This window comes from Pseudarthrobacter sp. PvP090, assembly GCF_040547365.1.
In the GTDB taxonomy this organism is placed as follows: domain Bacteria; phylum Actinomycetota; class Actinomycetes; order Actinomycetales; family Micrococcaceae; genus Arthrobacter.
In genome coordinates this window covers 35457-57218 of sequence record NZ_JBEPPO010000003.1, presented here as the reverse complement: position 1 = coordinate 57218, position 21762 = coordinate 35457, and the positions used below count along the sequence as shown (strand labels likewise).

Annotated in this window: 20 protein-coding genes, 1 tRNA gene and 1 riboswitch; of the genes, 8 read left to right on the top strand and 13 right to left on the bottom strand. The window is 67.3% G+C overall.

Annotated features, from left to right (window positions below; genetic code table 11):
* Nucleotides 1-33: 33 nt before the first annotated feature.
* Genes ABIC21_RS03980 through ABIC21_RS03970 form a run of 3 tightly spaced genes read right to left on the bottom strand, consistent with a single transcriptional unit; the run spans nt 34 to nt 3183 of the window.
* The gene (locus ABIC21_RS03980; RefSeq protein ID WP_354349116.1) at nt 34-837 is read right to left on the bottom strand and encodes an energy-coupling factor transporter transmembrane component T family protein; all 804 of its coding nucleotides are present in this window, start codon (nt 835-837) and stop codon (nt 34-36) included.
* Entirely contained in the window at nt 834-2507 is a 1674-nt protein-coding gene (locus ABIC21_RS03975; protein WP_354349115.1) for an ABC transporter ATP-binding protein, read from the bottom strand. The genes ABIC21_RS03980 and ABIC21_RS03975 overlap by 4 nt, the downstream gene beginning before the upstream one ends.
* A 16-nt stretch (nt 2508-2523) precedes the next feature.
* Nucleotides 2524-3183 (bottom strand): ECF transporter S component, encoded by a 660-nt coding sequence (locus ABIC21_RS03970; protein ID WP_354349114.1) that lies wholly within the window; start codon nt 3181-3183, stop codon nt 2524-2526.
* A gap of 65 nt (nt 3184-3248) precedes the next feature.
* A riboswitch (TPP riboswitch) is annotated at nt 3249-3392 on the bottom strand.
* 194 nt (nt 3393-3586) lie between these two features.
* On the opposite strand from ABIC21_RS03970, the gene ABIC21_RS03965 reads away from it, so the two are divergent.
* Nucleotides 3587-4141: a heme-degrading domain-containing protein gene (locus ABIC21_RS03965; protein ID WP_354349113.1), complete on the top strand. Its 555-nt coding sequence runs from the start codon at nt 3587-3589 to the stop codon at nt 4139-4141.
* Here ABIC21_RS03965 and ABIC21_RS03960 read toward each other — a convergent pair.
* Nucleotides 4133-4891 carry a DUF4386 family protein gene (locus ABIC21_RS03960; RefSeq protein WP_354349112.1) on the bottom strand — a complete coding sequence of 253 codons (759 nt, stop codon included), beginning with the start codon at nt 4889-4891 and terminating at the stop codon, nt 4133-4135. The two genes, ABIC21_RS03965 and ABIC21_RS03960, sit on opposite strands and share 9 nt — an antisense overlap.
* A gap of 171 nt (nt 4892-5062) precedes the next feature.
* Here ABIC21_RS03960 and ABIC21_RS03955 point away from each other — a divergent pair, with 171 nt between their 5' ends.
* Complete coding sequence (locus ABIC21_RS03955) at nt 5063-5326, top strand: DUF4235 domain-containing protein (RefSeq protein ID WP_354349111.1); 264 nt, start codon at nt 5063-5065, stop codon at nt 5324-5326.
* A 3-nt stretch (nt 5327-5329) separates the two neighbouring features.
* Here the strand turns inward: ABIC21_RS03955 and mnhG are convergent, their stop codons facing one another.
* From mnhG to ABIC21_RS03925, 6 genes are read right to left on the bottom strand one after another with little or no spacing between them, the layout of a single operon-like run.
* The gene (gene mnhG / locus ABIC21_RS03950) at nt 5330-5746 is read right to left on the bottom strand and encodes a monovalent cation/H(+) antiporter subunit G (RefSeq protein WP_354349110.1); all 417 of its coding nucleotides are present in this window, start codon (nt 5744-5746) and stop codon (nt 5330-5332) included.
* Complete coding sequence (locus ABIC21_RS03945) at nt 5736-6014, bottom strand: MrpF/PhaF family protein (protein ID WP_354349109.1); 279 nt, start codon at nt 6012-6014, stop codon at nt 5736-5738. Before ABIC21_RS03945 ends, mnhG begins: the two co-directional genes overlap by 11 nt.
* Nucleotides 6011-6556 carry a Na+/H+ antiporter subunit E gene (locus tag ABIC21_RS03940; protein ID WP_354349108.1) on the bottom strand — a complete coding sequence of 182 codons (546 nt, stop codon included), beginning with the start codon at nt 6554-6556 and terminating at the stop codon, nt 6011-6013. The genes ABIC21_RS03945 and ABIC21_RS03940 overlap by 4 nt, the downstream gene beginning before the upstream one ends.
* Complete coding sequence (locus ABIC21_RS03935; protein WP_354349107.1) at nt 6553-8166, bottom strand: Na+/H+ antiporter subunit D; 1614 nt, start codon at nt 8164-8166, stop codon at nt 6553-6555. Before ABIC21_RS03935 ends, ABIC21_RS03940 begins: the two co-directional genes overlap by 4 nt.
* Nucleotides 8163-8738: a Na(+)/H(+) antiporter subunit C gene (locus tag ABIC21_RS03930; protein ID WP_354349106.1), complete on the bottom strand. Its 576-nt coding sequence runs from the start codon at nt 8736-8738 to the stop codon at nt 8163-8165. Before ABIC21_RS03930 ends, ABIC21_RS03935 begins: the two co-directional genes overlap by 4 nt.
* Nucleotides 8735-11752 (bottom strand): Na+/H+ antiporter subunit A, encoded by a 3018-nt coding sequence (locus tag ABIC21_RS03925; protein WP_354349105.1) that lies wholly within the window; start codon nt 11750-11752, stop codon nt 8735-8737. Before ABIC21_RS03925 ends, ABIC21_RS03930 begins: the two co-directional genes overlap by 4 nt.
* 152 nt (nt 11753-11904) lie before the next feature.
* Between ABIC21_RS03925 and ABIC21_RS03920 the strand changes: the two genes are divergently transcribed.
* From ABIC21_RS03920 to ABIC21_RS03910, 3 genes are read left to right on the top strand one after another with little or no spacing between them, the layout of a single operon-like run.
* Nucleotides 11905-13308, top strand: a complete 1404-nt coding sequence (locus ABIC21_RS03920; protein ID WP_354349104.1) for an MFS transporter — start codon at nt 11905-11907, stop codon at nt 13306-13308.
* 39 nt (nt 13309-13347) lie between these two features.
* Entirely contained in the window at nt 13348-13830 is a 483-nt protein-coding gene (locus ABIC21_RS03915; protein ID WP_354349103.1) for a cation:proton antiporter regulatory subunit, read from the top strand.
* Nucleotides 13831-13834: 4 nt separating this feature from the next.
* Nucleotides 13835-15031: a cation:proton antiporter gene (locus ABIC21_RS03910; RefSeq protein ID WP_354349102.1), complete on the top strand. Its 1197-nt coding sequence runs from the start codon at nt 13835-13837 to the stop codon at nt 15029-15031.
* Nucleotides 15032-15201: 170 nt separating this feature from the next.
* Here ABIC21_RS03910 and ABIC21_RS03905 read toward each other — a convergent pair whose 3' ends face one another.
* The 3 genes from ABIC21_RS03905 to ABIC21_RS03895 form a co-directional block, all read right to left on the bottom strand.
* Nucleotides 15202-17082: a PKD domain-containing protein gene (locus ABIC21_RS03905; protein ID WP_354349101.1), complete on the bottom strand. Its 1881-nt coding sequence runs from the start codon at nt 17080-17082 to the stop codon at nt 15202-15204.
* A gap of 1707 nt (nt 17083-18789) precedes the next feature.
* Nucleotides 18790-19365 (bottom strand): dCTP deaminase, encoded by a 576-nt coding sequence (dcd, locus tag ABIC21_RS03900; protein WP_354349100.1) that lies wholly within the window; start codon nt 19363-19365, stop codon nt 18790-18792.
* A 64-nt stretch (nt 19366-19429) separates the two neighbouring features.
* Complete coding sequence (locus ABIC21_RS03895) at nt 19430-19873, bottom strand: SRPBCC family protein (RefSeq protein ID WP_354349099.1); 444 nt, start codon at nt 19871-19873, stop codon at nt 19430-19432.
* A gap of 399 nt (nt 19874-20272) precedes the next feature.
* On the opposite strand from ABIC21_RS03895, the gene ABIC21_RS03890 reads away from it, so the two are divergent.
* The 3 genes from ABIC21_RS03890 to ABIC21_RS03880 all read left to right on the top strand — a co-directional run bounded on the left by ABIC21_RS03890 (nt 20273) and on the right by ABIC21_RS03880 (nt 21756).
* Nucleotides 20273-20346 (top strand) — tRNA-Gly (locus tag ABIC21_RS03890).
* Nucleotides 20347-20449: 103 nt separating this feature from the next.
* Entirely contained in the window at nt 20450-20599 is a 150-nt protein-coding gene (locus tag ABIC21_RS03885) for a hypothetical protein (protein WP_192815748.1), read from the top strand.
* Nucleotides 20600-20607: 8 nt separating this feature from the next.
* On the top strand, nt 20608-21756 hold the full coding sequence (locus ABIC21_RS03880) for a N(5)-(carboxyethyl)ornithine synthase (protein WP_354349098.1): 1149 nt from the start codon (nt 20608-20610) through the stop codon (nt 21754-21756).
* The last annotated feature ends 6 nt before the right edge of the window (nt 21757-21762 follow it).

Genomic DNA, 21762 nt, shown 5'->3' with positions numbered 1-21762 from the left:
CACAGAAATACCCGCACCGTGCGATATCCGGCGTTACTGCCGTGTCAGGAAGACCATGTTCCAGGTTCCCGCCGCCAGCGAGGCGGCGACCGCGGCGCCGGCGATCAGCACCCCGCCCAGCAGGACCCAGGCGTCCACGCCGCTGAAGGTCGATTTCCGGGCCCACGTGCGGTGTGCCCCGCCGAAGCCGCGGGCTTCCATGGTGACCGCGAGCCGGGAGGCGCGCCGGACGGCCTGCACCAGCAGCCCGAAGCTCTGCCCCAGGGTGGCGCGGAGCCGCTGCAGCGGATTCCCGTGGGAGCCCACGCCGCGGGCGCGGCGTGCCATGCCGATGGTCTGCCACTCTTCGGCCATGAGCCCCACGAGCCGCATCGCGGCCAGGGTCCCGAGGACGAAACGGTGCGGCAGCTTCGCCTTCTGCGCGAGGGCGTCCGCCAGGTCCGTGGGGTCCGTGCAGCTCATCAGCAGCACCGCCGGCAGCGCGATGGCCAGGCCGCGGATCATAAAACCCACCCCGAGTTCGAGGGATCCTTCGCTGATGGACCAGATCCTGGCGTCGAGCAGGATGCCCCCGCTGTCCGGCGCGAGGATCGTGGTGCTCCAGCCGCCCAGCGCGGCGGCCAGGATCAGCGGCCAGCCGCGCTGCCAGAGCAGGGCGAGGGTCAGCCCGGCCAGCGGAAGAAGCGCCAGCTCGAACGCCAGGGCCACGGAGGCGGACACCCAGTCGATGGACAGCGCCAGCACCATCGTGATGAGCATAACGGCGGCGAACTTCGCCAGCGGGTTGGCGCGGGTCAGCAGGGCATGGTTGCCGCGCAGCGTCAGTTCCTGCCTCATGGCGCGGCGACCTTCCCCGGTGCCCGGCGGTCCGGTGCCTGGCGGTCCGGTGCGCGGTGGTCCGGGGCGCGGAGACCCAGCTCGGTGCCGCCCAGGACCGCGCTGAACTCGGCATCATGTGTCACGGAGACGACGGCGGTGCCGTCGTCGAGCAGTTCGGAGAGGAAGGAGGCCAGCTCGGCCCAGGTGTTGGCGTCCTGGCCGAAGGTGGGTTCGTCCAGGACGAGCACCCGGGGATGGGCGGCGAGGACGGTGGCCACCGACAGGCGCCGCTTCTCGCCTCCCGAGAGCGTGTAGGGATTGGCGTCCACGAGTTCCGTCAGCCGCAGCCGCTCCAGCAGTTCGTCCACACGCTCCTCGCCGCGGCCCAGGTGCCGGGGCCCGAACATCAGCTCATCGAGCACCCGGCCGGTGACGAACTGGTGCTCGGGTTCCTGGAACACGGTGCCGATCCTGGCGATCAGCTGCTGCGCTTTCCACCGGTAGGGGTCGATCCCGGCGCCGGCGCTGAGTTCCATGGTGGCAGAGACCCTGCCGGACACGGGCGCGAGCAGCCCGGCGAGCGTCAGGGCGAAGGTGGACTTCCCCGAGCCGTTGGGCCCGGTGATGGTCAGGGCCTCCCCGGCCCGGACCTGGGCCGTGATGCCGGACTGCACGGGCTGCGGCGGAATGGGCCGGAAGCCGCCGCGGAGACCGGCCCGCCGCGGGCGTCCGCGCGAGACGGCCAGGTCCTCCGCGGCCAGCAGCAGCCGTCCCGCGGTGCTGGCTCCGGCGGCGGTCCCCCCGGATGCACCGGATACACCGGATGCCCCGGCGTCCGGGGTGCCGCCGCGCGCCCGGGTCTGCGGCACATAGCCTGGCACCCAGACGCCCGCCGCGGTGAGCATGTCCCGTGCCTGCGCCAGGACCTGGTCCGGCGGCCCGTCGATCAGCACCGCGGAGTCCGTGGCCGAGCCGGGCTGCAGCACCACGATCCGGTCCACGAGGTCCTTCCAGACCGAGACCCGGTGCTCCACCACCACCAGGGTGGCTCCGGTCTTATCCAGGCAACGTCCGACGGCGTCGCGGACTTCCAGGACGCCGGCGGGATCGAGGTTGGCGGTGGGTTCGTCGAGCAGGATCAGCCCGGGGCGCATCGCCAGGATGCCGGCGAGCGCCAGTCGCTGCTTCTGCCCGCCGGAGAGCGACGACGTCGGGTGGTCCAGCGGCAGCCGGCCGAGCCCGACGTCGTCGAGCGCTTCCGCTACCCGTGACCAGATATCCGCCGGTGGCACGGAGAGGTTCTCCGCGCCGAAGGCGACGTCGTCGCCGAGGCGCGAGAGCACCACCTGGGTCTCCGGGTCCTGCTGCATCAGCCCGGCCCGGCCGCGCCGGGACCGCGGCGGGGCACCGTCGATCAGCAGGCTGCCGGACTCGTCCGCGTCCTCGGCGTCCGACGCGGCGCCGGCTGCAGGGTCAGCGCCGCCCGTGGAGCTGTCGCCGAGCACCCCGGCCAGGGCGTGGAGCAGCGTGGACTTGCCGGCACCCGAGGGTCCCAGCAGCAGCACGCGCTCCCCGGGCCGGATGTCCAGGTCCAGGCCGCTGACGGCGGGCCGGGACCGGCCGGCGTGCCGCCAGCCCCAGCCGCGGGCGGTGACGCTGGCCGGGCGGACTGTATCGGAGGATGTCATGGTCAGTGTGCGGTCGTCAGGAGAAGACAGGCTCCGTGGCGGCCTTGCGGGAGGCAAAGGAACTCAGCACCCCGGTCCTGGCCAGGCCGCGGGTGGCGAGCCAGGAGAGCCCGCCGGCGATGACGGCGCCGGAGATGGCAGTGAAGATGATGTACGCGAGCTTGTCGCCGCCGGCGTAGGCGATGTTCCAGCCCCAAGGCATGAACGAATCATTCAGGCCGCAGAACAGGCCCGCCCCGGCTCCGGCCAGCAGGGACACCGGCAGGTTGAACTTCTTGTACATGAAGGCGGCGAAGACCAGTTCGGCGCCCAGGCCCTGCAGCAGGCCGGAGATGAGCACCGTGGTGCCGTACTGCGAGCCCATGATCAGCTCGCCGGTGGCGGCAACACCTTCGCAGAACAGCGCGGCACCCGGTTTGCGGATGATGAGCATGCCCAGGACCGCGGGGATCATCCAGCCGCCGGCGTAGAGCCCGGTGAGCGGCGGATAGAAAGCGTTGACGGGCGCGGAAATGAGGTTGGCGCCCTGGGACCAGGCCCAGAAGATCACGCCGCCGGCCACCGCGATCAACGCGGCCACCACAATGTCCACCACACGCCAGCTGCGGTTGGGTTTGGCGGGTGTCTTGGCGGGTTCGTTCTTGGCAGGTGTGTGCTTCGCTGATGTGTCAGTCATATCGTCCTCCTGAGGAACAGGAGGGGAGAGTGCCCCGGGTCCGCGGCTTCCGCCACAGCCCCGCGCACTCTGAGAACTCGACTCCCTTGCGCCGGTACTAACCGGATCAGGTTCGAGGGTCTGCGGCTGTCCGCACTCTCAGCGCCCACCTGTGGTTTCCCCGGAATTCTCCGGCGATGCCCGACGGCGGCGCTCCCCTGTCGTATCTAAATATCGCCCTTGTGGGCGTGGCCCAGTTTACACCCGTAACGGCTTGTTTTCCGGCGCCGGCCGTCACAATCCGCCGGCTTCGGCGCCGGTGACCCGCAACAGCCGGGTTGGTAGAGTCGCACAAAGCATGGAACGCCGGGCGCCGCGGCCTGCCGGCCAACCAACGGCGGCCACCTAACGGAAGCTGATTCATTTGACCAACTCACCAGTGTCTTCCCCCGACTACGACCCGGACTCCGCGGAACCGCAGCCGCACGGGTCCCTGGGTGCGCTCATCGGCCGCATCCTCGCCGAAATGGAGGAGCTGCAGTTCCGGTCGTTCAGCAAGGACGACGCCCTGGACCTTGGACTTCTCCTGGTGGAACTCGGCCGGCGGCGCTCCCACCCGATCGCCATCGACATCACCAAAGGTGAGCAGGTCCTGTTCCACGCGGCCCTGGCGGGCGCCACCCCGGACAACGAACGCTGGATCAGGGCCAAGCAGCGCACAGCCGTGCGGTACGAGGTCCCGTCGCTGCTGGTCGGCCTCCGGGCCCGCGCCGCCGGGGGACGGATCGAGGACAACGCCTGGTTCGACCAGCAGGAGTTCGCCGCGCACGGCGGCGCCTTCCCCATCTACCTGCGCGGCACCGGGATGGTCGCCACGGTCACGGTTTCGGGGCTGCCGCAGAAGGCCGATCATGAGCTGGTGGTCGAGGCCTTGACGGAGATCCTCGGCCGCTCCGCCGGGCCACAAACGTCAGGCTAGCCTGCCGCTGCTCCGGGGCGTCCGCGCGGCCAGCCGGATCAGCGCGAGCCCCACGGCCACGAACCAGACCCACAACAGCACCCCGTAGGCCCAGTAGAACTCCGGGACCGCGTGCCGCAACGCCTCCGCGACGACGCCCAGGCCGCCGGTGGCGATCCCCAGCCAAGCGAGAGCCCCCGGCAGCACGCCCTTCAGCATGACCAAGGAGATCAGCAGGATGCCGAGCGCGGACAGGACGCCGACGACGGCGGGGGTGTTGTTCTCCGCCACGATGGCCTCTGCGGCGGTCGCGTACCGGAGACGGGCTGCGTCGTCGTCCGCCGCGGAGTAACGGTCACTGAGGTAGACCAGCACCAGGGAGCCCCGGCTGGTGACCGGGACGGCTAGGATCAGCGCCCACGACAGTCCGCCGACCACCGTGGCCAGCAGGGCCAGGCTCTTGTCGAGCGGGGCGAGCGCCACGAAGAGGGCAACGAACACCAGCACCGGCAGGATGTTCGGCACGATCCACAGCAGCTGTTCGGCAAGGTAGATTCCCTTGTTCCGCGCGATGTATTCCAGCGTTTCGGCGCCTCCGTGGACCGGGGGCGGGGCGGCGAAGTCCAGGACCAGGGCGAGCATCAGCAGGGCCACGAAGAGCACCGAGGAGATGCCGGCCCAGAAATAGAGCCGCCGCCAGGTCTGGCCGTCAGCCGGCGGGGTGGCCAGCGGCGAGGCGTGGCCCTGCTGTCGGGTTTTGGGCTGGTCCATGCTCGAAGGTAGGACCGGGCCGGACCCGCCGGACAGGGGCATTGGTCCCGGGCCGTCCGGACAAAGGCATCACCCGGCCTCGCCGCGGTCCCGCGTCCTTTGGCCGTTCCGCCGGGCCATAAACGCTAGGCTAGGGGAAGCCCTGTTTCCTCCCGCAAGGAGTCACGACGAATGAACCTCTTCATCAAACTGCTCGGCACCGGCGTCAGCCTGCTCGCCGGCTATGTCGGCACCAAGCTCGTCGACAGCGTCTGGGAGAAAGCCACCGGCAACCAGCCGCCCAAGGGCCACGACGACGATGTGCCCACCACGCTTCACTCGGCCCTGACCTTCGCGCTGATCTCAGCGGGCGTCAGCGCCATCATCCAGGTCCTCGCCAACCGCGGCACCCAGCGTGCGATTACCCGCTTCGCCAAGTCCCAGGACATCGTCTAGCCCTCACCGACCGGCGGCGGCCTCGCCGCCGTCGTCGTCGGTGAACCCGCGTTTGCCGGCAGCCTGCTGCACCACGGCCTCCAGTTCGTCCGTGCTGAGCAGCTCCGGGTGCAGGTGCTTCGTCCGGTAACCTGCCCGGCCGACCATATGCGCGGACACCGGCACGGTGAGCAGCTGGAAGATCCATGCCACCACGAGTACCGGCCAGACCCACCACGTGCGCATCTGCAGGCCCAGCGCGAAAAGCAGCAGGAACAGTCCCAGTACCTGCGGCTTGGTGGCTGCGTGCATCCGGGTCATGAGGTCCGGGAAGCGGAGCAGGCCCACCGCCGCGGCGAGGGACATCAGGGCGCCGACCACCATAAACACCGCCGAAACTGCGTCGATCACGGCATCGGCGGAAAATGTCTCAGGATTCACGGGGCTTCTCCCGACGGTCGGCAACGAAGCGGGCGACCGTGACGGAGCCGACGAACCCGATGAGGGACACCGCCACCAGCAGCATGAGGTTGTTGAGGTGCCGGTTCGCGGCCATGTCGATGCACAGGGCCGCGCCCACGATGGCCAGCAGCACGTCCGCGGCCAGCACCCGGTCCAGCAGCGAGGGGCCCCGCGCGATCCGGATGATTGCTCCTCCGGCGGCCAGGGAGAGCACCACCGCGGTCACGGTCAGGACCAGCTGCATCATGCCGCCACCTCCTGGTTGAGGGCGGACAGTTCGGCTTTGGTGCCCATGATCCTGATCAGCCCGGCTTCCGTGTCACGGACGTCCTTGCGCAGCTGCGCGGCGTCGTCGGCGTTGCGGACGTTGATGCCGTGGATGTAGAGCGTGGACGTGGAGCGGTCCACCTCCACGACCAGGGAGCCGGGGATCAGCGCGGTGACGTGGCCGGTCGCGGTGACCAGCAGGTCGGAGTGGCTCCGGAGCGGGACGGCGACGACGGCGCTGATCACCCTGGGGCCCCTCGCCACGGCCAGGTACAGGACCTGGAAGCTCGCTGCCACCACTTTGGCCAGGAACATCAGGGCGAACGGAACCGCCCGGAGCACGTTGAAGCGGCCGCCGAGCTCCACCGGCGGCAGGTAAAACATCCGGGCCACGAGGACGGCGATGAGTGCGCCGAAGAGCAGGTTCCCGGGGCTGAAGTCCCGCCAAAGGGCACCCCAGACAATCACAAGCCACACCAGCAGCGGGAGTTCCTGCCGCAGCGAGATCCGTTTCCGGCTCATTTGGACACCACCCGCGGCTCGGGCTGGGCGATCGCGGGGACCGGGGCGTCCTCACCGAGGACCGCCTGGATGTACGAGCTCCGGTCCAGCATGTCGACGGCGGACTGGTCCGCCACCTTGAACAGCGGACCGGCAAAAATGGTCAGCCCGACGCCGAAGATGACCAGGCCGAGGGTGGAGCCCACCATGGTCCGCGGCAGCAGGGTGACGTTGGTCTTGCCGGCCCGGTCCCCCGTGGCCGAATCCTCGGGGGCGGCCAGAAGGACCGGATCGGGGTGTTCGGCGTCCTCGGGCTTGCGCCAGAAGGCGCGGTTCCAGACGCGGGCGATGGCCAGCAGGGTCAGCAGGCTGGTGAGCACCCCGCCGATCACCAGGGCGTAGGCCAGCGGGGTTCCCAGCTGCACCCCGGCCTGCAGCAGCCCGAGCTTGCCCAGGAAGCCGGAGAACGGCGGGATGCCGGCCAGGTTCATCGCCGGAACGAAGAACAGCACCGCCAGCATCGGGGACAGCTTCGCGAGCCCGGCGACGCGGTCCATCGAGGAACTGCCGCCGCGGCGTTCAATCAGGCCGGTGACCAGGAACAGGCTGGTCTGGATGGTGATGTGGTGCGCCACGTAGAAAACGGCGGCGCCCAGCCCGGCCACCGAGGACATCGCGAGCCCGAACACCATGTATCCGATGTGGCTGACCAGGGTGAAGGACAGGAGTCGTTTGATGTCGCTCTGGGCCAGGGCGCCCAGGATTCCCACGATCATGGTCAGCAGGGCGGCGACCATCAGCGGGGTATTGAAGGTGTCGCCCGGGAACAGCAGGGTTTCGGTGCGGACGATCGCGTAGACGCCCACCTTGGTGAGCAGGCCGGCGAACACCGCCGTGACCGGGGCCGGCGCCGTCGGGTAGGAGTCCGGGAGCCAGAAGGATAGCGGGAAAATGGCCGCCTTGATGCCGAATGCCACGAGCAGCATCACGTGCAGCAGGTTCTGCGTGCCCTGGTCCAGGTCCGCGAGCTTGATGGCGAGGTCGGCCATGTTGATGGTGCCGGTGGCGCCGTAGATCATCGCGATCGCGATCAGGAACAGCACCGAGGACACCACGGAGACCACCACGTAGGTCACGCCGGCCCGGATCCGCGGCCCCGTCCCGCCGAGGGTCATCAGCACGTAGCTGGCGGTCAGGAGGATTTCGAATCCCACGTAGAGGTTGAACAGGTCCCCGGAGAGGAAGGCGTTGGACACCCCGGCGACCAGGATCAGGTAGGTGGGGTGGAAAATCGACACCGGCGCGTCCCGGTCGCCGTCGGCCATGCCCTGCCCGGTCGCGTAGATCAGCACGGCGAGGCTCACGGAGGAGGAGACCACCAGCATCAGCGAGGAGAACTGGTCCACCACCATCACGATGCCCCACGGCGGGAGCCAGCCGCCGATGTTGACGGCCGCCGTTCCGCCGTCCCAGACGGAGGCCAGCAGCCAGCACTCCAGCAGCAGCGTCAGGGACAGCAGCGCAATGCTCACGGTCCGCTGGGCCCGCGAATGCCGGATCAGCAGGAAGGTCAGGGCCGCGCCGAGGATGGGGAGGAGGACGGCGAGCGGGGCGAAACTGGCAATGTTCACTGTCCGCCTCCTTCCTTGGGTGGGGTCACATTCAGGGATCCGGGCTGTTCCTCCGAGGCAGCTTCCGCGGCGTCCAGCTTGCGGTCGGCGACCTTGACCGTGGCCTCGGCCCCGTCGGGAACATCGGAAACCGCTTGGCCGTCCGAGCCGATCATGGTCAGCGGGAATTCGGAGGTCTCCACCGGGATCACGGAGTCGTCCTCGACGTCGAAGCTGGGCGTCTTCGCGACACGGCGGTCCTCGGCGTCGTCCTGGATCTCATCCTCGCGGGCCAGCACCCAGGTCCGGTAGATGATGCCGAGCATAAACGCCGTGACGGCGAAGGAGATCACGATCGAGGTGAGGATCAGCGCCTGCGGCAACGGATCGTTGTATTCCCCGGCGCCGGTGTCCTTGCCGTACAACGGTGCCAGGCCGGCGTAGCCGCCGGTGGCGAGGATCAGCAGGTTGGTGGCGTTCGCAAGCAGCATCAGGCCCAGCAGGACCCGGGTCAGGCTGCGTTCCAGGATCAGGTAGATGCCGCACGCGTAGAGGGCTCCCATGACCGTCAGCAGGGTCAGGTTGACGCTCATGCTTTCCCCTTGGCTGTGGTTTCGGCCGGAATCCCGCCGGCTTCCTGGTCCTCGGACGGTTCCGCCGGGTGTTCCTCGAAGTGTTCGTCGATTTCGGCGCCGAGGCTGCGCAGCACGTCCAGCGCCAGTCCGACGACCACCGTGTACACGCCGATGTCGAAGATCGTGGAGGTGACGAACTTGACGTCGCCGAAGACCGGCAGCCAGAACTCGATGATGGCGGTCTGGAACACCTGGCCGCCCAGCAGCAGCGGCGCCAGACCCGATGCCGCCGCGGTGGCGAGGCCGATGCCCAGCAGGGTTCCGGCGCTGATGGGGGTGGCTTCGCGCAGCTCAAAGCGGCCGCCGGCCAGGTAGCGGACCGTGAGCGCCAGCCCGGCGGTGAGGCCGCCGGCGAAGCCGCCGCCCGGAAAGTTGTGGCCCGCCAGCAGCAGGTAGAGGGAGAAAACGATGATCGAGTGGAAGACCAGCCTCGTGACGACTTCGAAGATGATGGAACGGCGTTCCGGCGCCATGGTCCGGCCGGCGACGAGCCACGCGTCCCGGCTGGAGGCGGCGAACCGGCGGCTCATGGCCAATGTGGCATCGTCGCGGGTGTTTCCGCGGCCGGCGCCGGGGCTGCGGCGCCCGACAGTCCCCTCGGCCACGGTGGAGGAAGCCCGGATCCCCTCGCCGCGGCCCCGGACGAAGATCAGGCTGGCAACGCCGGTCGCCGCCAGCGCCAGCACCGAGATCTCCCCGAACGTATCCCAGGCCCGGATGTCGACCAGGGTCACGTTCACAATATTCAGCCCGCCGCCGCCCTCGTACGCCAGCTTCGGGAACTCGAGCGACACGGGCGCAGCCACCCGGGCGCCCAGGGCGAAGATGGCGACAAACACCATGGTGATGCCGAAGGCGGCACCGATGATCACACGCACCACCCGGTATTTGCCGCCGGTGCGGTCGCGCAGTTCTGCCGGGAGGCTGCGCATGGCCAGGACGAAGGCCACCAGGATGATGGATTCCACCAGCATCTGGGTCAGCGCGAGGTCCGGGGCGCCCTGCAGCGCGAACATCAGCGCAATGCCGTAGCCGGTGACGGACACCATCAGCACAGCCAGGAAGCGCTTGTTGGCCTTCACCGCGGCCAGCGCCCCGATCACAATCCCGGCACCCACCACGATCTGCAGCGGCGAGTTCGGGTCAATGAAGTAGAGGTCCTGCGGAAGCGGCTTGTTGGCCAGCACCAGCGCGGTCAGCGGCAGAACGAACGCCACGGTGAGGATGACGGACAGGTAGAAGTACAGCGAACCGCGCTGGGTGCGGCCGGTGATCCAGACCGCGGCGTCATCCAGCGCACCGATGGTCAGCTGGTAGCTGCGGTCGCCGTCAATCCAGGCGGGGACCAGCCCCTGGAGCCGGGAGACCGCGTCGCGGCCGTAGAACATGGCCAGGCCGAGGGCGAAGGTGAGGGCGGTCAGTCCCAGGGCCGGGGTCAGCCCGTGCCAGAGCGCAAGGTGCCCGGCGGCGGCCGCCGGGTCCTCGCCGTCGGGCACGAACAGCGCCGCGTAGGGCTGGATCCAGCCGTCCACCGGGGCCGGCCACAGCCCGTAGACGATGGTCAGCAGGCTCAGGATGGCGGGGGCGGCCAGGAAGGACGTTTTGATTGGTTTGAACGGGGTGGTCTCGACGCCGGGTTTGACAGCGAAGGCGCCCCACATGAACCGCGCACTGTAGGCGAAGGTCAGGATGGAGCCCAGGACCACGCCGGTCAGGATCACCGGCCCCCACGGGCCGGCGGCGGGGTCGGTGCTGTAGTGGACGAAGGCTTCGAAAACCGATTCCTTCGCGACGAAGCCGGCCAGCGGCGGGATGCCGGCCATCGACGCGGCGCCGATGGCGGCCACGATGGCGAGGGCGCGGGAGGAACGGTAGACGCCCGAGAGCTTGCGGATGTCACGCGTTCCGGCCTGGTGGTCGATGATGCCCACCACGAGAAAGAGGGTGGCCTTGAACAGTCCGTGGGCGAGGAGCAGGGCAAGACCGGCCAGCGCCGCATCGGGTTTGCCGAGCCCCACGACCATGGTCAGGAAGCCGAGCTGGCTGACCGTGCCGTAGGCCAGGATGAGTTTGATGTCCGTCTGCCGCAGCGCCCGGTAGCCGCCGACCAGCATCGTGGCCAGGCCGAGGCCGAGTACCACCGGCAGCCAGAACGCCGTCTCCGCGAATCCCGGCGCCAGCCGTGCCACGAGGTAGATGCCGGCCTTCACCATGGCCGCGGCGTGCAGGTAGGCGCTCACCGGGGTGGGGGCCGCCATGGCGCCGGGGAGCCAGAAGTGGAACGGGACGAGCGCCGATTTGGTGATCGCCCCGACCAGGATGAGCACGACGGCGGCGCCCACGGCTCCCGCGGCGGGCCCGGTGACGAGGGCGGGCGCCAGCTCGAGGATGGTCGAGATCCGGTAAGTCCCGGCGTTGAAACCGAGGATGATCAGGCCCACCAGCATGGCCAGGCCGCCGGCGGTGGTCACGATGAGGGCCTGCAGGGCGGACCGCCGCGCCGAGAGCCTGGTCCGGGCGAAGCCGATCAGCAGGTAGGACAGGACAGTGGTCAGTTCCCAGAAGATGAACATCAGGAGCAGGTCATCTGCCGTCACGAGGCCGAACATCACCCCGGCGAAGGCCAGCAGCTGGGCGCCGAATCCGCCGAGGTAGTCGTCCTTGTCCTTGAAGTAGCGGGCGCAGTAGACCAGGACCAGCGCGCCCACGCCGAGGACGAGCAGGGACATGACCCAGGCCAGGGCGTCCATCCGGAAGGCCAACTCAATGTTCAGCTCGGGGATCCAGGGCAAAACCTCGGCCGGGGCGGTGCCGGTCCCGACGGAATAGACCGCACCGTGCTGAAGGAGCAGCCAGACGAACGAGCCCGCGGGCACCGCCGCGAGGGCGTAGAACGAATTCCGGCCGAACTTCCGGAAAAGAAATGGCGCCACAGCAGCCACCGCAAAGTGCACGGCAAGGACTGTGATCACTGGTATCTCCGCAACGTCAGGAATTCGATTGTCAAAAAGTTGGAGCAGGCGGCGCATTCGTTAGGTTCAGTCCGGACAGTTTACCAAGCGTGGACAAATTCTTTTCGCCTGGCGCGTCGGCCCCTGCGCGCACTCCGGATAATATTCACGCTATGAACTCCGCCGCTGCGCCAGAGGCCACGCGTCCCCCCTCGGAACTGGAATCCGGAAGCCGGGCCACCCACAAGGGCCGCATTCTGGCGTGGGCAGCGTGGGACTGGGGCTCGGCCGCCTTCAACGCGGTTATGACCACGTTCGTCTTTACCGTGTACCTGACCTCCAATGCCTTTGGCGGCGAGGACCAGGCCTCCGCGGTCCTGGGCGGCGCACTGGCCGCCGCCGGCGCCGCCATCGCGCTGCTGGCACCGGTGACCGGGCAGCGCTCGGACACCGGCGGGCGGCGGAAGCTGTGGCTGGGGGTCAACACCGCCGCCGTCGCACTCCTGACTGCCCTGTGCTTTTTCGTGTTCCCGCGTCCGGAGTTCCTGCTGCTCGGCGTGACGCTGATTGCGCTGGCGAATGTGTTCTTCGAGTTTGCCGGCGTGAACTACAACGCCATGCTCGCCCAGATCTCCACCCCGAAGAACATCGGCAAGGTGAGCGGCTTCGGCTGGGGCATGGGGTACCTCGGTGGGATCGCGGCGCTGCTGATAGTGCTCCAGCTCTTCGTCCAGCCGAGCTTCGAGTGGTTCGGCGCCTCGACGGCGGACGGCCTGAACATCCGCCTGGTGGCGGTGTTCTCGGCCTTGTGGTTCTTCATCTTTGCGTTGCCCGTACTGTTTGCCGTGCCGGAGCTTCCCCCGACCGGACGGGGCGCCGGCCTGGGGTTCCTCGCCTCCTACGGCCTGCTGGTGCGGCGGGTCAAAGCGATCTACCGGACCAGCCCGCACACCATCTACTTCCTGCTCGCCAGTGCCGTGTTCCGGGACGGGCTGGCTGCGGTGTTCACGTTCGGGGGCATCATCGCCGCCGGAACGTTCGGCTTCGAACTTAAGGACGTCATCTTCTTCGCGATCTTCGGGAACGTCGTCGCCGCCGTGGGCGCCGTCCTGGGCGGCTTCCTCGACGACCGGATCGGGCCGAAGGCGGTCATCACCGGATCACTCGTGGGACTGCTGACCGCCGGCTCGATGATCCTTGTCCTCGGCAACGGGAACCATTCCTTCTTCGGCATGGATTGGGCGGGCACGACGACGTTCTGGGTCTTCGGCCTGTTCCTGTGCCTCTTCGTGGGGCCGGCGCAGTCTTCCTCCCGGGCCTACTTGGCCCGGCTCGCCCCGCACGGCGAGTCCGGCGAGCTGTTTGGCCTGTACGCCACCACCGGCCGAGCCGTCAGCTTCCTCGCCCCCGCACTGTTCACGCTCTGCATCGCCGTCGCCGCGCCGCTGGTGGAGCCCGGCGAGGCCCAGCGCTGGGGCATCCTCGGCATCATGGTGGTGCTCCTGGCCGGGCTGCTGCTCCTGCTCCCGGTCAAGGCCCCGGACAAGACCGACATCGCGGTGGTCCCCGCGGCCTGAAGCTGCCCGGAAAACCCTCCTGCCCACTAGGCTGGAGGAATGAACGTGGATGAAACGGACCTGCCGGGACTGGGCCGGCGCAAGGATTTCATGACCGCCTCCGGGCGGCGGATCGGCGTCGTGGAGTACCGCGAAGGCCAAACCGAACTGATCGTCTCCACATGGGACGATCCGGACACCTGCCAGGCGTCCATCCCGCTGACCGCCGATGAGGCCGCCGCGTTGGGAAACCTGCTGGGCGGCCAGCGGCTGGCCATGCAGCTTTCGGAAGCCCACCGCGAGATTCCGGGGATTGTCACCCGGCAGTTCTCCATCGCGGCCGGCTCTCCGTTCCACAACCAGCCGATGGGCAAGGCAGCCATCCGGACCCGGAGTGGCGTCTCGATCGTCGCCATCATGCGCGAGGGTGAGGTGGTCCCCTCACCGGGACCCGACCTCGTCCTGCACCCGGGCGATCTCCTCGTTGCAGTAGGAACGCAAGAAGGCCTCGACCTGGCGGCCGGCATCCTACGCAACGGCTGACGGCATGGATCCGCTCGCACTGACCCTGATTGAACTCGGGGCCGTCGTCTTTTGCCTCGGCATGCTGGCGAGGCTGGCGGGGCGGATCGGCATGTCCCCTATCCCGCTGTATCTCCTCGGCGGACTGTTTTTTGGTGCCGGCGGGATTGTGAAACTCGAAGGTATGCACGAGTTCGCACACCTCTCAAGCGAGATCGGCGTCATCCTTCTCCTGCTTATGCTCGGCTTGGAATATACGGCGGCCGAGCTGGTCACGGGGCTGCGCCGATCCTGGCAGGCTGGCGTCCTGGACCTGGTCCTGAACTTCCTGCCGGGCGCCCTGCTCGCGCTCGTGCTGGGGTGGGGAGCGGTGGGGGCGATGGTGATGGGCGGGGTCACCTATATTTCGTCGTCGGGCATCGCCGCCAAGGTGATCACGGACCTGGGCCGGATCGGCAACCGCGAAACCCCGGTGATTCTCTCCATCCTCGTGTTCGAGGATCTGGCCATGGCCATCTACCTGCCGGTCCTGACCGCGACCCTGGCCGGGGTCAGCTTCGTCGTGGGACTGCAGACTGTCGGGATCTCGCTCGCCGTTGTCACCGTCGTGCTGCTGGTGGCACTGCGCCACGGGCATCACGTGTCCAAGGCCGTGCACAGCGAGAACTCGGAGGTGTTCCTGCTCAACCTGCTCGGGGCGGCGCTACTGGTGGCCGGGCTGGCCTCGGCCATGCAGGTGTCGGCAGCGGTGGGGGCCTTTATGCTCGGCATCGCCATTTCGGGGGCCACCGCGCACAGCGCCACCAGGATCCTGGAGCCGTTGCGGGACCTTTTCGCAGCCATCTTCTTCGTGGTCTTCGGCCTCAATACCGACCCTTCCACCATCCCGCCCGTGCTCGGCTGGGCCCTGCTGCTGGCCATCGTCACCGCCGCCACCAAGATGATGACGGGCATCTGGGCGGCCAAGCGCGCCGGGATCGGGCGGCCGGGGCGTTTCCGCGCCGGCGCCGCGCTGATCGCGCGCGGGGAGTTCTCGATCGTCATTGCCGGGCTCGCCGTGGCCTCCGGCGTGGTGTCCCCCGAACTCGCGGCCCTGGCCACCGCCTATGTGCTGATCATGGCCGTGACGGGCCCGCTGGCAGCCAAGTTTGTTGAGCCGGTGGTGGCGATGCTGCGCCGGCCGGCGAAACCGCCCGCGGTGCGGACTGCGGACGGCCTCTAGACGTTGGTGCGGTGGGCATCAGTCCTTCGACGAAACAAAAGCGAAGGAACGAGCGCACGGCCACCACGAAGAACTGGGTGGAACCGACCGATACCGGCGCCGCTTCCGCGCGCACGGCATCGATCCGCCCCAGGCGGGCGTCTTGCCACGATTCCCCAGGGCCCAACCGCCTACGGTGCCGCCGCCCTCACGTTGTCCAGCAGCACGGTGATCGGGGCATTGTTACCACTGCTGGACAGATACGTCATCAACCCGACGCCGCCCGCCGCCTGAAGAGCCGCCGTCGTGTCAGTCGCGGAGCGTTGCCAGGTCGCCGGTTCTGCCGTCCCCACTTCCCAGACTTTGGCGCGGATGGTGGTGGTCCCTGCGCCAGTGACCTGCAGGCGCATTGCCAAGCGATCGCCAACGGCATAGTTCAGGCCACCGATCGTGAGGCCACTCTGGATGGTGGTTTCGGCGCCCGTGGCCGTTGTCCTGATCAACGACAGATTCACAGCACCCGTGGATGTCACATGGGCTTTGGCGCGGTATTCTCCGGATCCCGCAATCCTTCGCCCGACAGCCGAGAAATAGAGGCCGGAACCTGAAGCGGGTTTGTCGGTCGCAAGCTCAAGGTAGCAGTCGGTGGCCGAGGAGCTGACAGAACTCAGATACGCGTAATTGGAGGATCCTGCAGTGGCGATACGCAGGCGTCCTTCACCGCTGGACACGGAATAATTGCTCGTGCTACCGGTCACGGACCATGGGCCGCCCGTGTCCGCGGTGCCGAGACCATTACTGACCGTCCTGTTGAACGAGTCTTGGGCAAGCGGCGCGGCGCCAGTTGTTGTTGTGACTGGGTGGGTAGCCACGTCCGTGGCACCGCCGTTGTCAGTGACAGTCAGGCTGACGTTGTAGCTGCCCGGGGTGGCGTAGGGGTGCGATGGCGAAGGGCCGGTGCCGCTGGTGCCGTCGCCGAAGTCCCAGGCATAGCTTGCTATGGTGCCGTCGGGATCTGTGGACGCCGAAGCGTCGAATGCACAAGTGAGATTGGAGCAGGACGAGGTAAAGGACGCGGTTGGGGCCGCATTGCTCCCCGACGAAGCGACGCTGAAGGCATCCGTGAACGCGCCGTCTGTGGCGACAAATCCTGCATTCAAAGTGGTGGAGGTGAACCTCATATCCAGCAGGCCGTGACTTGGGTTTAGGTTGAGGCCGGAATAGGCGGCGAAGTAAGGTGTTTCCGGATCCGCGGTATTGACGTCGCGCAGGGGCACGCCACCCGTCCCGACGGTTGTAAAGACGGAGCCCGCTCCCTTGGCCAGGGAATTGTCCCCATCACGCACGCACGATGAGTTGTAGACGCCGGCCTGAAGCCCCGTGCATCCCGTTGCCACTGAAAGCTGCTTGCTGCGCTGATAATGATGTTCATGGCCGTTCAGGACGAGGTCCACTTTCTTGCTGAGAAGCAGGTTTGTAATGTCGGCGCCTGAGATGCAGCCGTATGCGCCGATCGAGATACACGGCGCGTGCATGGCCACCACTACCCAGGGAATGGACGCGGACCGGGCTCCGTCGATTGCTGCTGCTGTCCAGTCATAGCGAGGGCTGCCGACCGAGTAGTCCCAGGTTCCATCGGAAAAAGGAAGTCCCGGAGAGACAAATACAAAACGTGTCATTGGATTCTGTTGCGGGACATCGACATAGTATTGCCGGCCGTAAGTTCCCACCGCCCCGGGAAGCTGGTTCGGCAAGCATGCGGCAAAATCATTGATGTTTCCGTTAAGTCCGTTGCTTTCGTGGTTGCCCGATACCAGCTGGAACGGGAAGCCCGCGCCAGTGCGGGCTGTCACGAAATCGCACCAGGACTGCTCTGTTTGGTTGGGACTGTAGGAAAGATCGCCCAGAGCCAGATGCAGGTCCGGTTTGAGTTGTCCGATTCGTGACAGGACACCGGCGGCTGCGGCTGAGCCGGAGTAGTCGCCCGCTGCGGTGACGCGGAGTTCCCCCGGAACCGCCGGGATGACGGCGGCTTCGGCAGCCTCGATTCCACCGGGCAGCAGTTGGGCCATCACGGGAGTTAACGCCACTGAGCCCCCCAAGACAAGGGCGGCACTCGTAATAGACACTGTGACGAGATGCCAAAACGTGGCGACATGGGGTGATGCCGGTCTCTTCGTTACGCCCACGGCATGCTTCTGCATCCGCCATTCCGAACATTGGTTCTGCACGGATCCGGCGCCAGAGCCCGGGCCGGGCAGGGCCGCCGAGGAGTCCACACGTAATGGACAGGCACGGTGTGAGACCGTACGGGGCGTAAAAGCGACATGCCTGCCTTTGCCGATGGCGGCTCCGGCGACTCCGCCTAGGAGCAGAAGTGCCATTAGTCCGTGCACTTTGGTGAAAAGCAGTTTTGTGCCCGTCATCGGCTGTGGAGGCCCGCTGTGAGGACCATGGTTGGCATCGGACGGTTTGGGCCGTGACGGTGCAGACTCCGTACATGGATCGATGGTTTCAGCGCTCATGTTGCCCCCTAAGGAATTGCTTTGAACACCATCGCTAGTTGCGTCCTGAGCGGGGCACGTCAGCGATATGTTCTGCTCAACGCTCTACACACGACTTGTATGCTGGTTGAACGTTAGGCCGAGGCACCTTCGGATGCCCGAGTATGCGGTACTCCCTTGTTATTGCAGTCTTTCCTGCCCTGCTCGCATTGCTACGTGGGTATGTTCTGTCAGCCGCAACACACCGCACTTGCCCGCCCGGGTGGCATCGTGGCATACCAAGCTGACGGTGATGTGAACACTGGGTTGGGCCGGGTTGTTGTCAAATGGCTCACGCACAGAACAGCTGCCGGTCAAGGCAGGGAGGGCCCTGGGCGATGAGGTGCTGCGTAACCCAAGTCCGCCGGCAACCAATCCGGTTCGCGGCCGCGCAGCTGGCCGGTATCAACGCGGCACCGGTGGCCGACCTTGGCGCCGCGTTCCAGGTGAAACCGGCCACACTGTGGCGGTGGCGGCGGCCCCGGTCAACGCACAGAGTGCTGGGGCTTGCGCCGGGAAAGCCGGTCCGAAGGGGCCAACCCGGCTCACGAAAACGGTCATAGCCAGGGTCAGGGCGTGCATGCCAGTCCCTGCGGGCCGTTGGGGCGGCCGTCGGTGCCTCCGAATTCAGCGTCCGCCGGGCCCTGGCCTGGAGCGTGGTGATCCGGGGGAACCGTCAACACTGGTGCCGGCGCCGGGGTCCATGCAGCGGGACCGGTGCCCGTGGCGGCCGGGCCGGGAGCGGTTTTGCCGGTCCTGCCAGCTCCCGGGGATCATTCCACTGACCGGCCCGCGGCCCGTGCCGCTTGGCCGCGCGGAACCCGTGTTCGACCCCGCGGCCGGGTCCTGCTGAGGCTGGACAGGGCGAAAACGAAGCCTACCGAACGAAGCTGCTCACGCACCGCGATCAGGATGGCCATGTCCAACACCGCGACCACTCTGGCAGGGGAGGTCCGGACCAACACTGGCTTTGCCCGCGCGGATCAGGAAGCCCCACGCCCTGGTCAGGCAGGCGCTGAGCAATAGCGGCGACATCGACCCCACCACCGACGGCTACATACCGATCCGGATGAACCCGCTGCCAACCACACGGACCACTGCGCGACCGAAGAACTCTGCGAACAGTTGACCGCCACGCAAACCCCACCACCCCGGCACGGCCACAATCCTGCGCTACGAGCTTGAGACCAAGAAACCGTCCTCACCCACTGGATCGCCGTGTCAGGAGCCCAGAGGCTACAAGTCCGTGCGGTGGAAGTTCATGTGGCTGCGGCTCGCCGTCGGGCCGCGCTGGCCCTGGTAGCGGTTGCCGTACTCGCCGGACCCGTAGGGGTACTCGGCGGCGGAGGTGAGTCGGAAGAAACACAACTGGCCAATTTTCATGCCCGGCCAGAGCTTGATCGGCAGCGTCGCCATATTGGAAAGTTCGAGCGTCACATGCCCGGAGAAGCCCGGATCGATGAATCCTGCGGTCGAGTGCGTGAGCAGGCCCAGTCGGCCCAGCGAGGACTTACCCTCAAGCCGGGCGGCGACGTCGTCGGGAAGCGTCACCGTTTCGTACGTGGAGCCCAGGACGAATTCCCCGGGATGCAGGATAAAGGGTTCGCCGGTCTCAACCTCCACCAGGCGGGTCAGCTCGGGCTGGTCCTCCGCCGGGTCGATGTGGGCGTACTTGTGGTTGTCGAAGAGCCGGAAGAACTTGTCGATCCGGACGTCAACCGACGATGGCTGAACCATGGCGGGGTCAAACGGCTCCAGAACGATCCGTTGGGAGTCAATTTCGGCACGAATGTCGCGGTCGGAGATCAGCACAGTCTCAAAATTACCGTACTCGCCGTGAAGAGATGTGTGCGGCAGCAGTGTTACGGCCCTGCTGTTACAGACCCGCCTGCTCTTCCAGTACGGACTTGAGACGCTCCAACGGGCAGGCCTCCGCCTTCATCCGACGGCGGAACGGGGACTTCAGCCGGGCCAGGAAACCCCGGGGCTCGCGTTCCACGGCAAGGCGGACTCGGGTGCTCCTGCCTTCCGTGCTCAGGTAGAAGCCGCCGCGCGTGCGCTCCGGCCCGTCAAGGATCCTGTATTGGATTTCCGCGCCGGGGCGCGCCTCCGTGATCTCGATGTTTCCGCAGACGGCGCGTCCGCCGGTGCCGTCAACGGTCTGCCGGTAGACGGCGCCCTTGGTGCCCGCAGCGCCCGATGCCAGTTCAATGCTGCGGATTCCGGCCCGCCAGCTCGGCAGGTTGCGGGCGTCAAGAAGGAAGTCATACACGCTCATGGCATCCCGCTTGATGACGACGTCGTATTCTGCGATTGCCACGGAAATCCTTGCTCGGCGGACGGCTGATGGGCGTAGCCCGCTTCCCCGGAACTGCAGCTAACTCCTTCAGGATAGACAGCAGGGCCCGTCCCCCGCGGCTGCGGGGACGGGCCTTTATCGAAGAGTTATGGATGCACGGGAATGTGTAGTGCCCTGTGCCCACTGCCTCGAACCCTGCAGGGCAGAGAACCACGCCCTGCGAGCCTCCCTGTCCGCAACGGCGGAAGACGCGGTGGGTTTTGACGAATGAATCGCCGCCGAGGCGCCTCCGGGCCGTACTCAAGGCGACTCGACGTGACAAGGAACCCGTGTGTCTGTTCTGGGAAGGCTCCCGACTGGGGTAATGTAAATCTCGTTGTTTTCACCGGGACTATTGACCAGATTCCTGGCTAGTCCCTTGCGGCTGTAGCTCAATGGTAGAGCGCTAGCTTCCCAAGCTTGATACGCGGGTTCGATTCCCGTCAGCCGCTCCAAATTCCCCGCGGGCTCCGCCCAGCAGACCTCCCCGGGGGCGTTAGGTCGCTACCTGTATCCTTCGAAGTCAGGAACCTTCCCGGTTCCGCTACAGGAGCGATCATGGCTGACAAATCCCCCCGTCAAGCAGCATCCAAAAAATCCGGCAAATCCATCAAGGAAAAGCGGGCCGACAAGAGGACCGCTGCAGCGCCGCCCAGCTCCCTGGACAAGGCCACCAGCTCCAAGCCGGCGAGTCCCAAAAAGAAGTGAGCGGCACCATGAGCCACCTCACCCTCGGAGTCCTTGCCAGCACGCGGAAGCCTGACGAACAGCGCCTCCCGATCCACCCCCACCACCTGGACCGCATCGCCACGGAACTCCGGCGGCAGCTGATCCTGGAAGAGGGTTACGGCGAGCGTTTCGGCGTTTCGGACGCCCACCTGGCACCGCTCGTGGGTCGCATCGTCCCGCGCGCGCAGCTGCTGGCGGAGGCCGACGTCGTCCTCCTGCCCAAGCCGCAGCCCGAGGACCTCGCCGAGCTGCGGGACGGGCAGGTCCTTTGGGGCTGGCCGCACTGCGTCCAGGACCGGGCCATCACCCAGCTGGCGATCGACAAGAAGCTCACCCTGATCGCCTTCGAGGCGATGAACCACTGGGCCAGCGACGGCGGCTTCGGCCTGCACGTGTTCCACAAGAACAACGAACTGGCCGGCTACTGCTCCGTGCTGCACGCCCTGGCTCTGACCGGTTCCACCGGTGACTACGGCCGGCGCCTGAGCGCCGTCGTCATCGGCTTCGGCGCCACGGCCCGCGGCGCGGTCACGGCCCTCAACGCCCACGGCGTCCACGATGTCCAGGTGCTGACCAACCGCGGGGTTGCCGCGGTGGGCTCCCCCATCCATTCGGTGCGGATCGCGCAGTTCGACCACGACGACAAGGCGCCGTTCCTCAGCGAGGTCATCACCGAGCGGGGCCGCGTGCCGCTCGCGCCGTTCCTCGCCGAGAGCGACATCGTCGTCAACTGCACCCTGCAGGACCCGAACGCGCCGCTGACGTACCTGCGCACGGAGGACCTGGACGCCTTCCGGCCCGGAAGCCTGATCGTGGACGTGTCCTGCGACGAGGGCATGGGCTTCAGCTGGGCGAAAACCACCACGTTCGCCGAGCCGATGTTCAAGGTCGGGGACCACATCGACTACTACGCGGTGGACCACAGCCCGTCCTACCTGTGGAACTCGTCCAGCTGGGAAATCAGCGAGGCGCTGCTGCCGTTCCTGGAGACCGTGATCACCGGCCCCGAGGCCTGGAACGCCAACGAGACCATCCGCCGCGCGATCGAAATCCGTGACGGCGTGGTCCTCAACCCGGACGTCCTGCAGTTCCAGCAGCGGAATCCTGAGTACCCGCACGCCCCGCTGGCCGGCTAGGCCCGG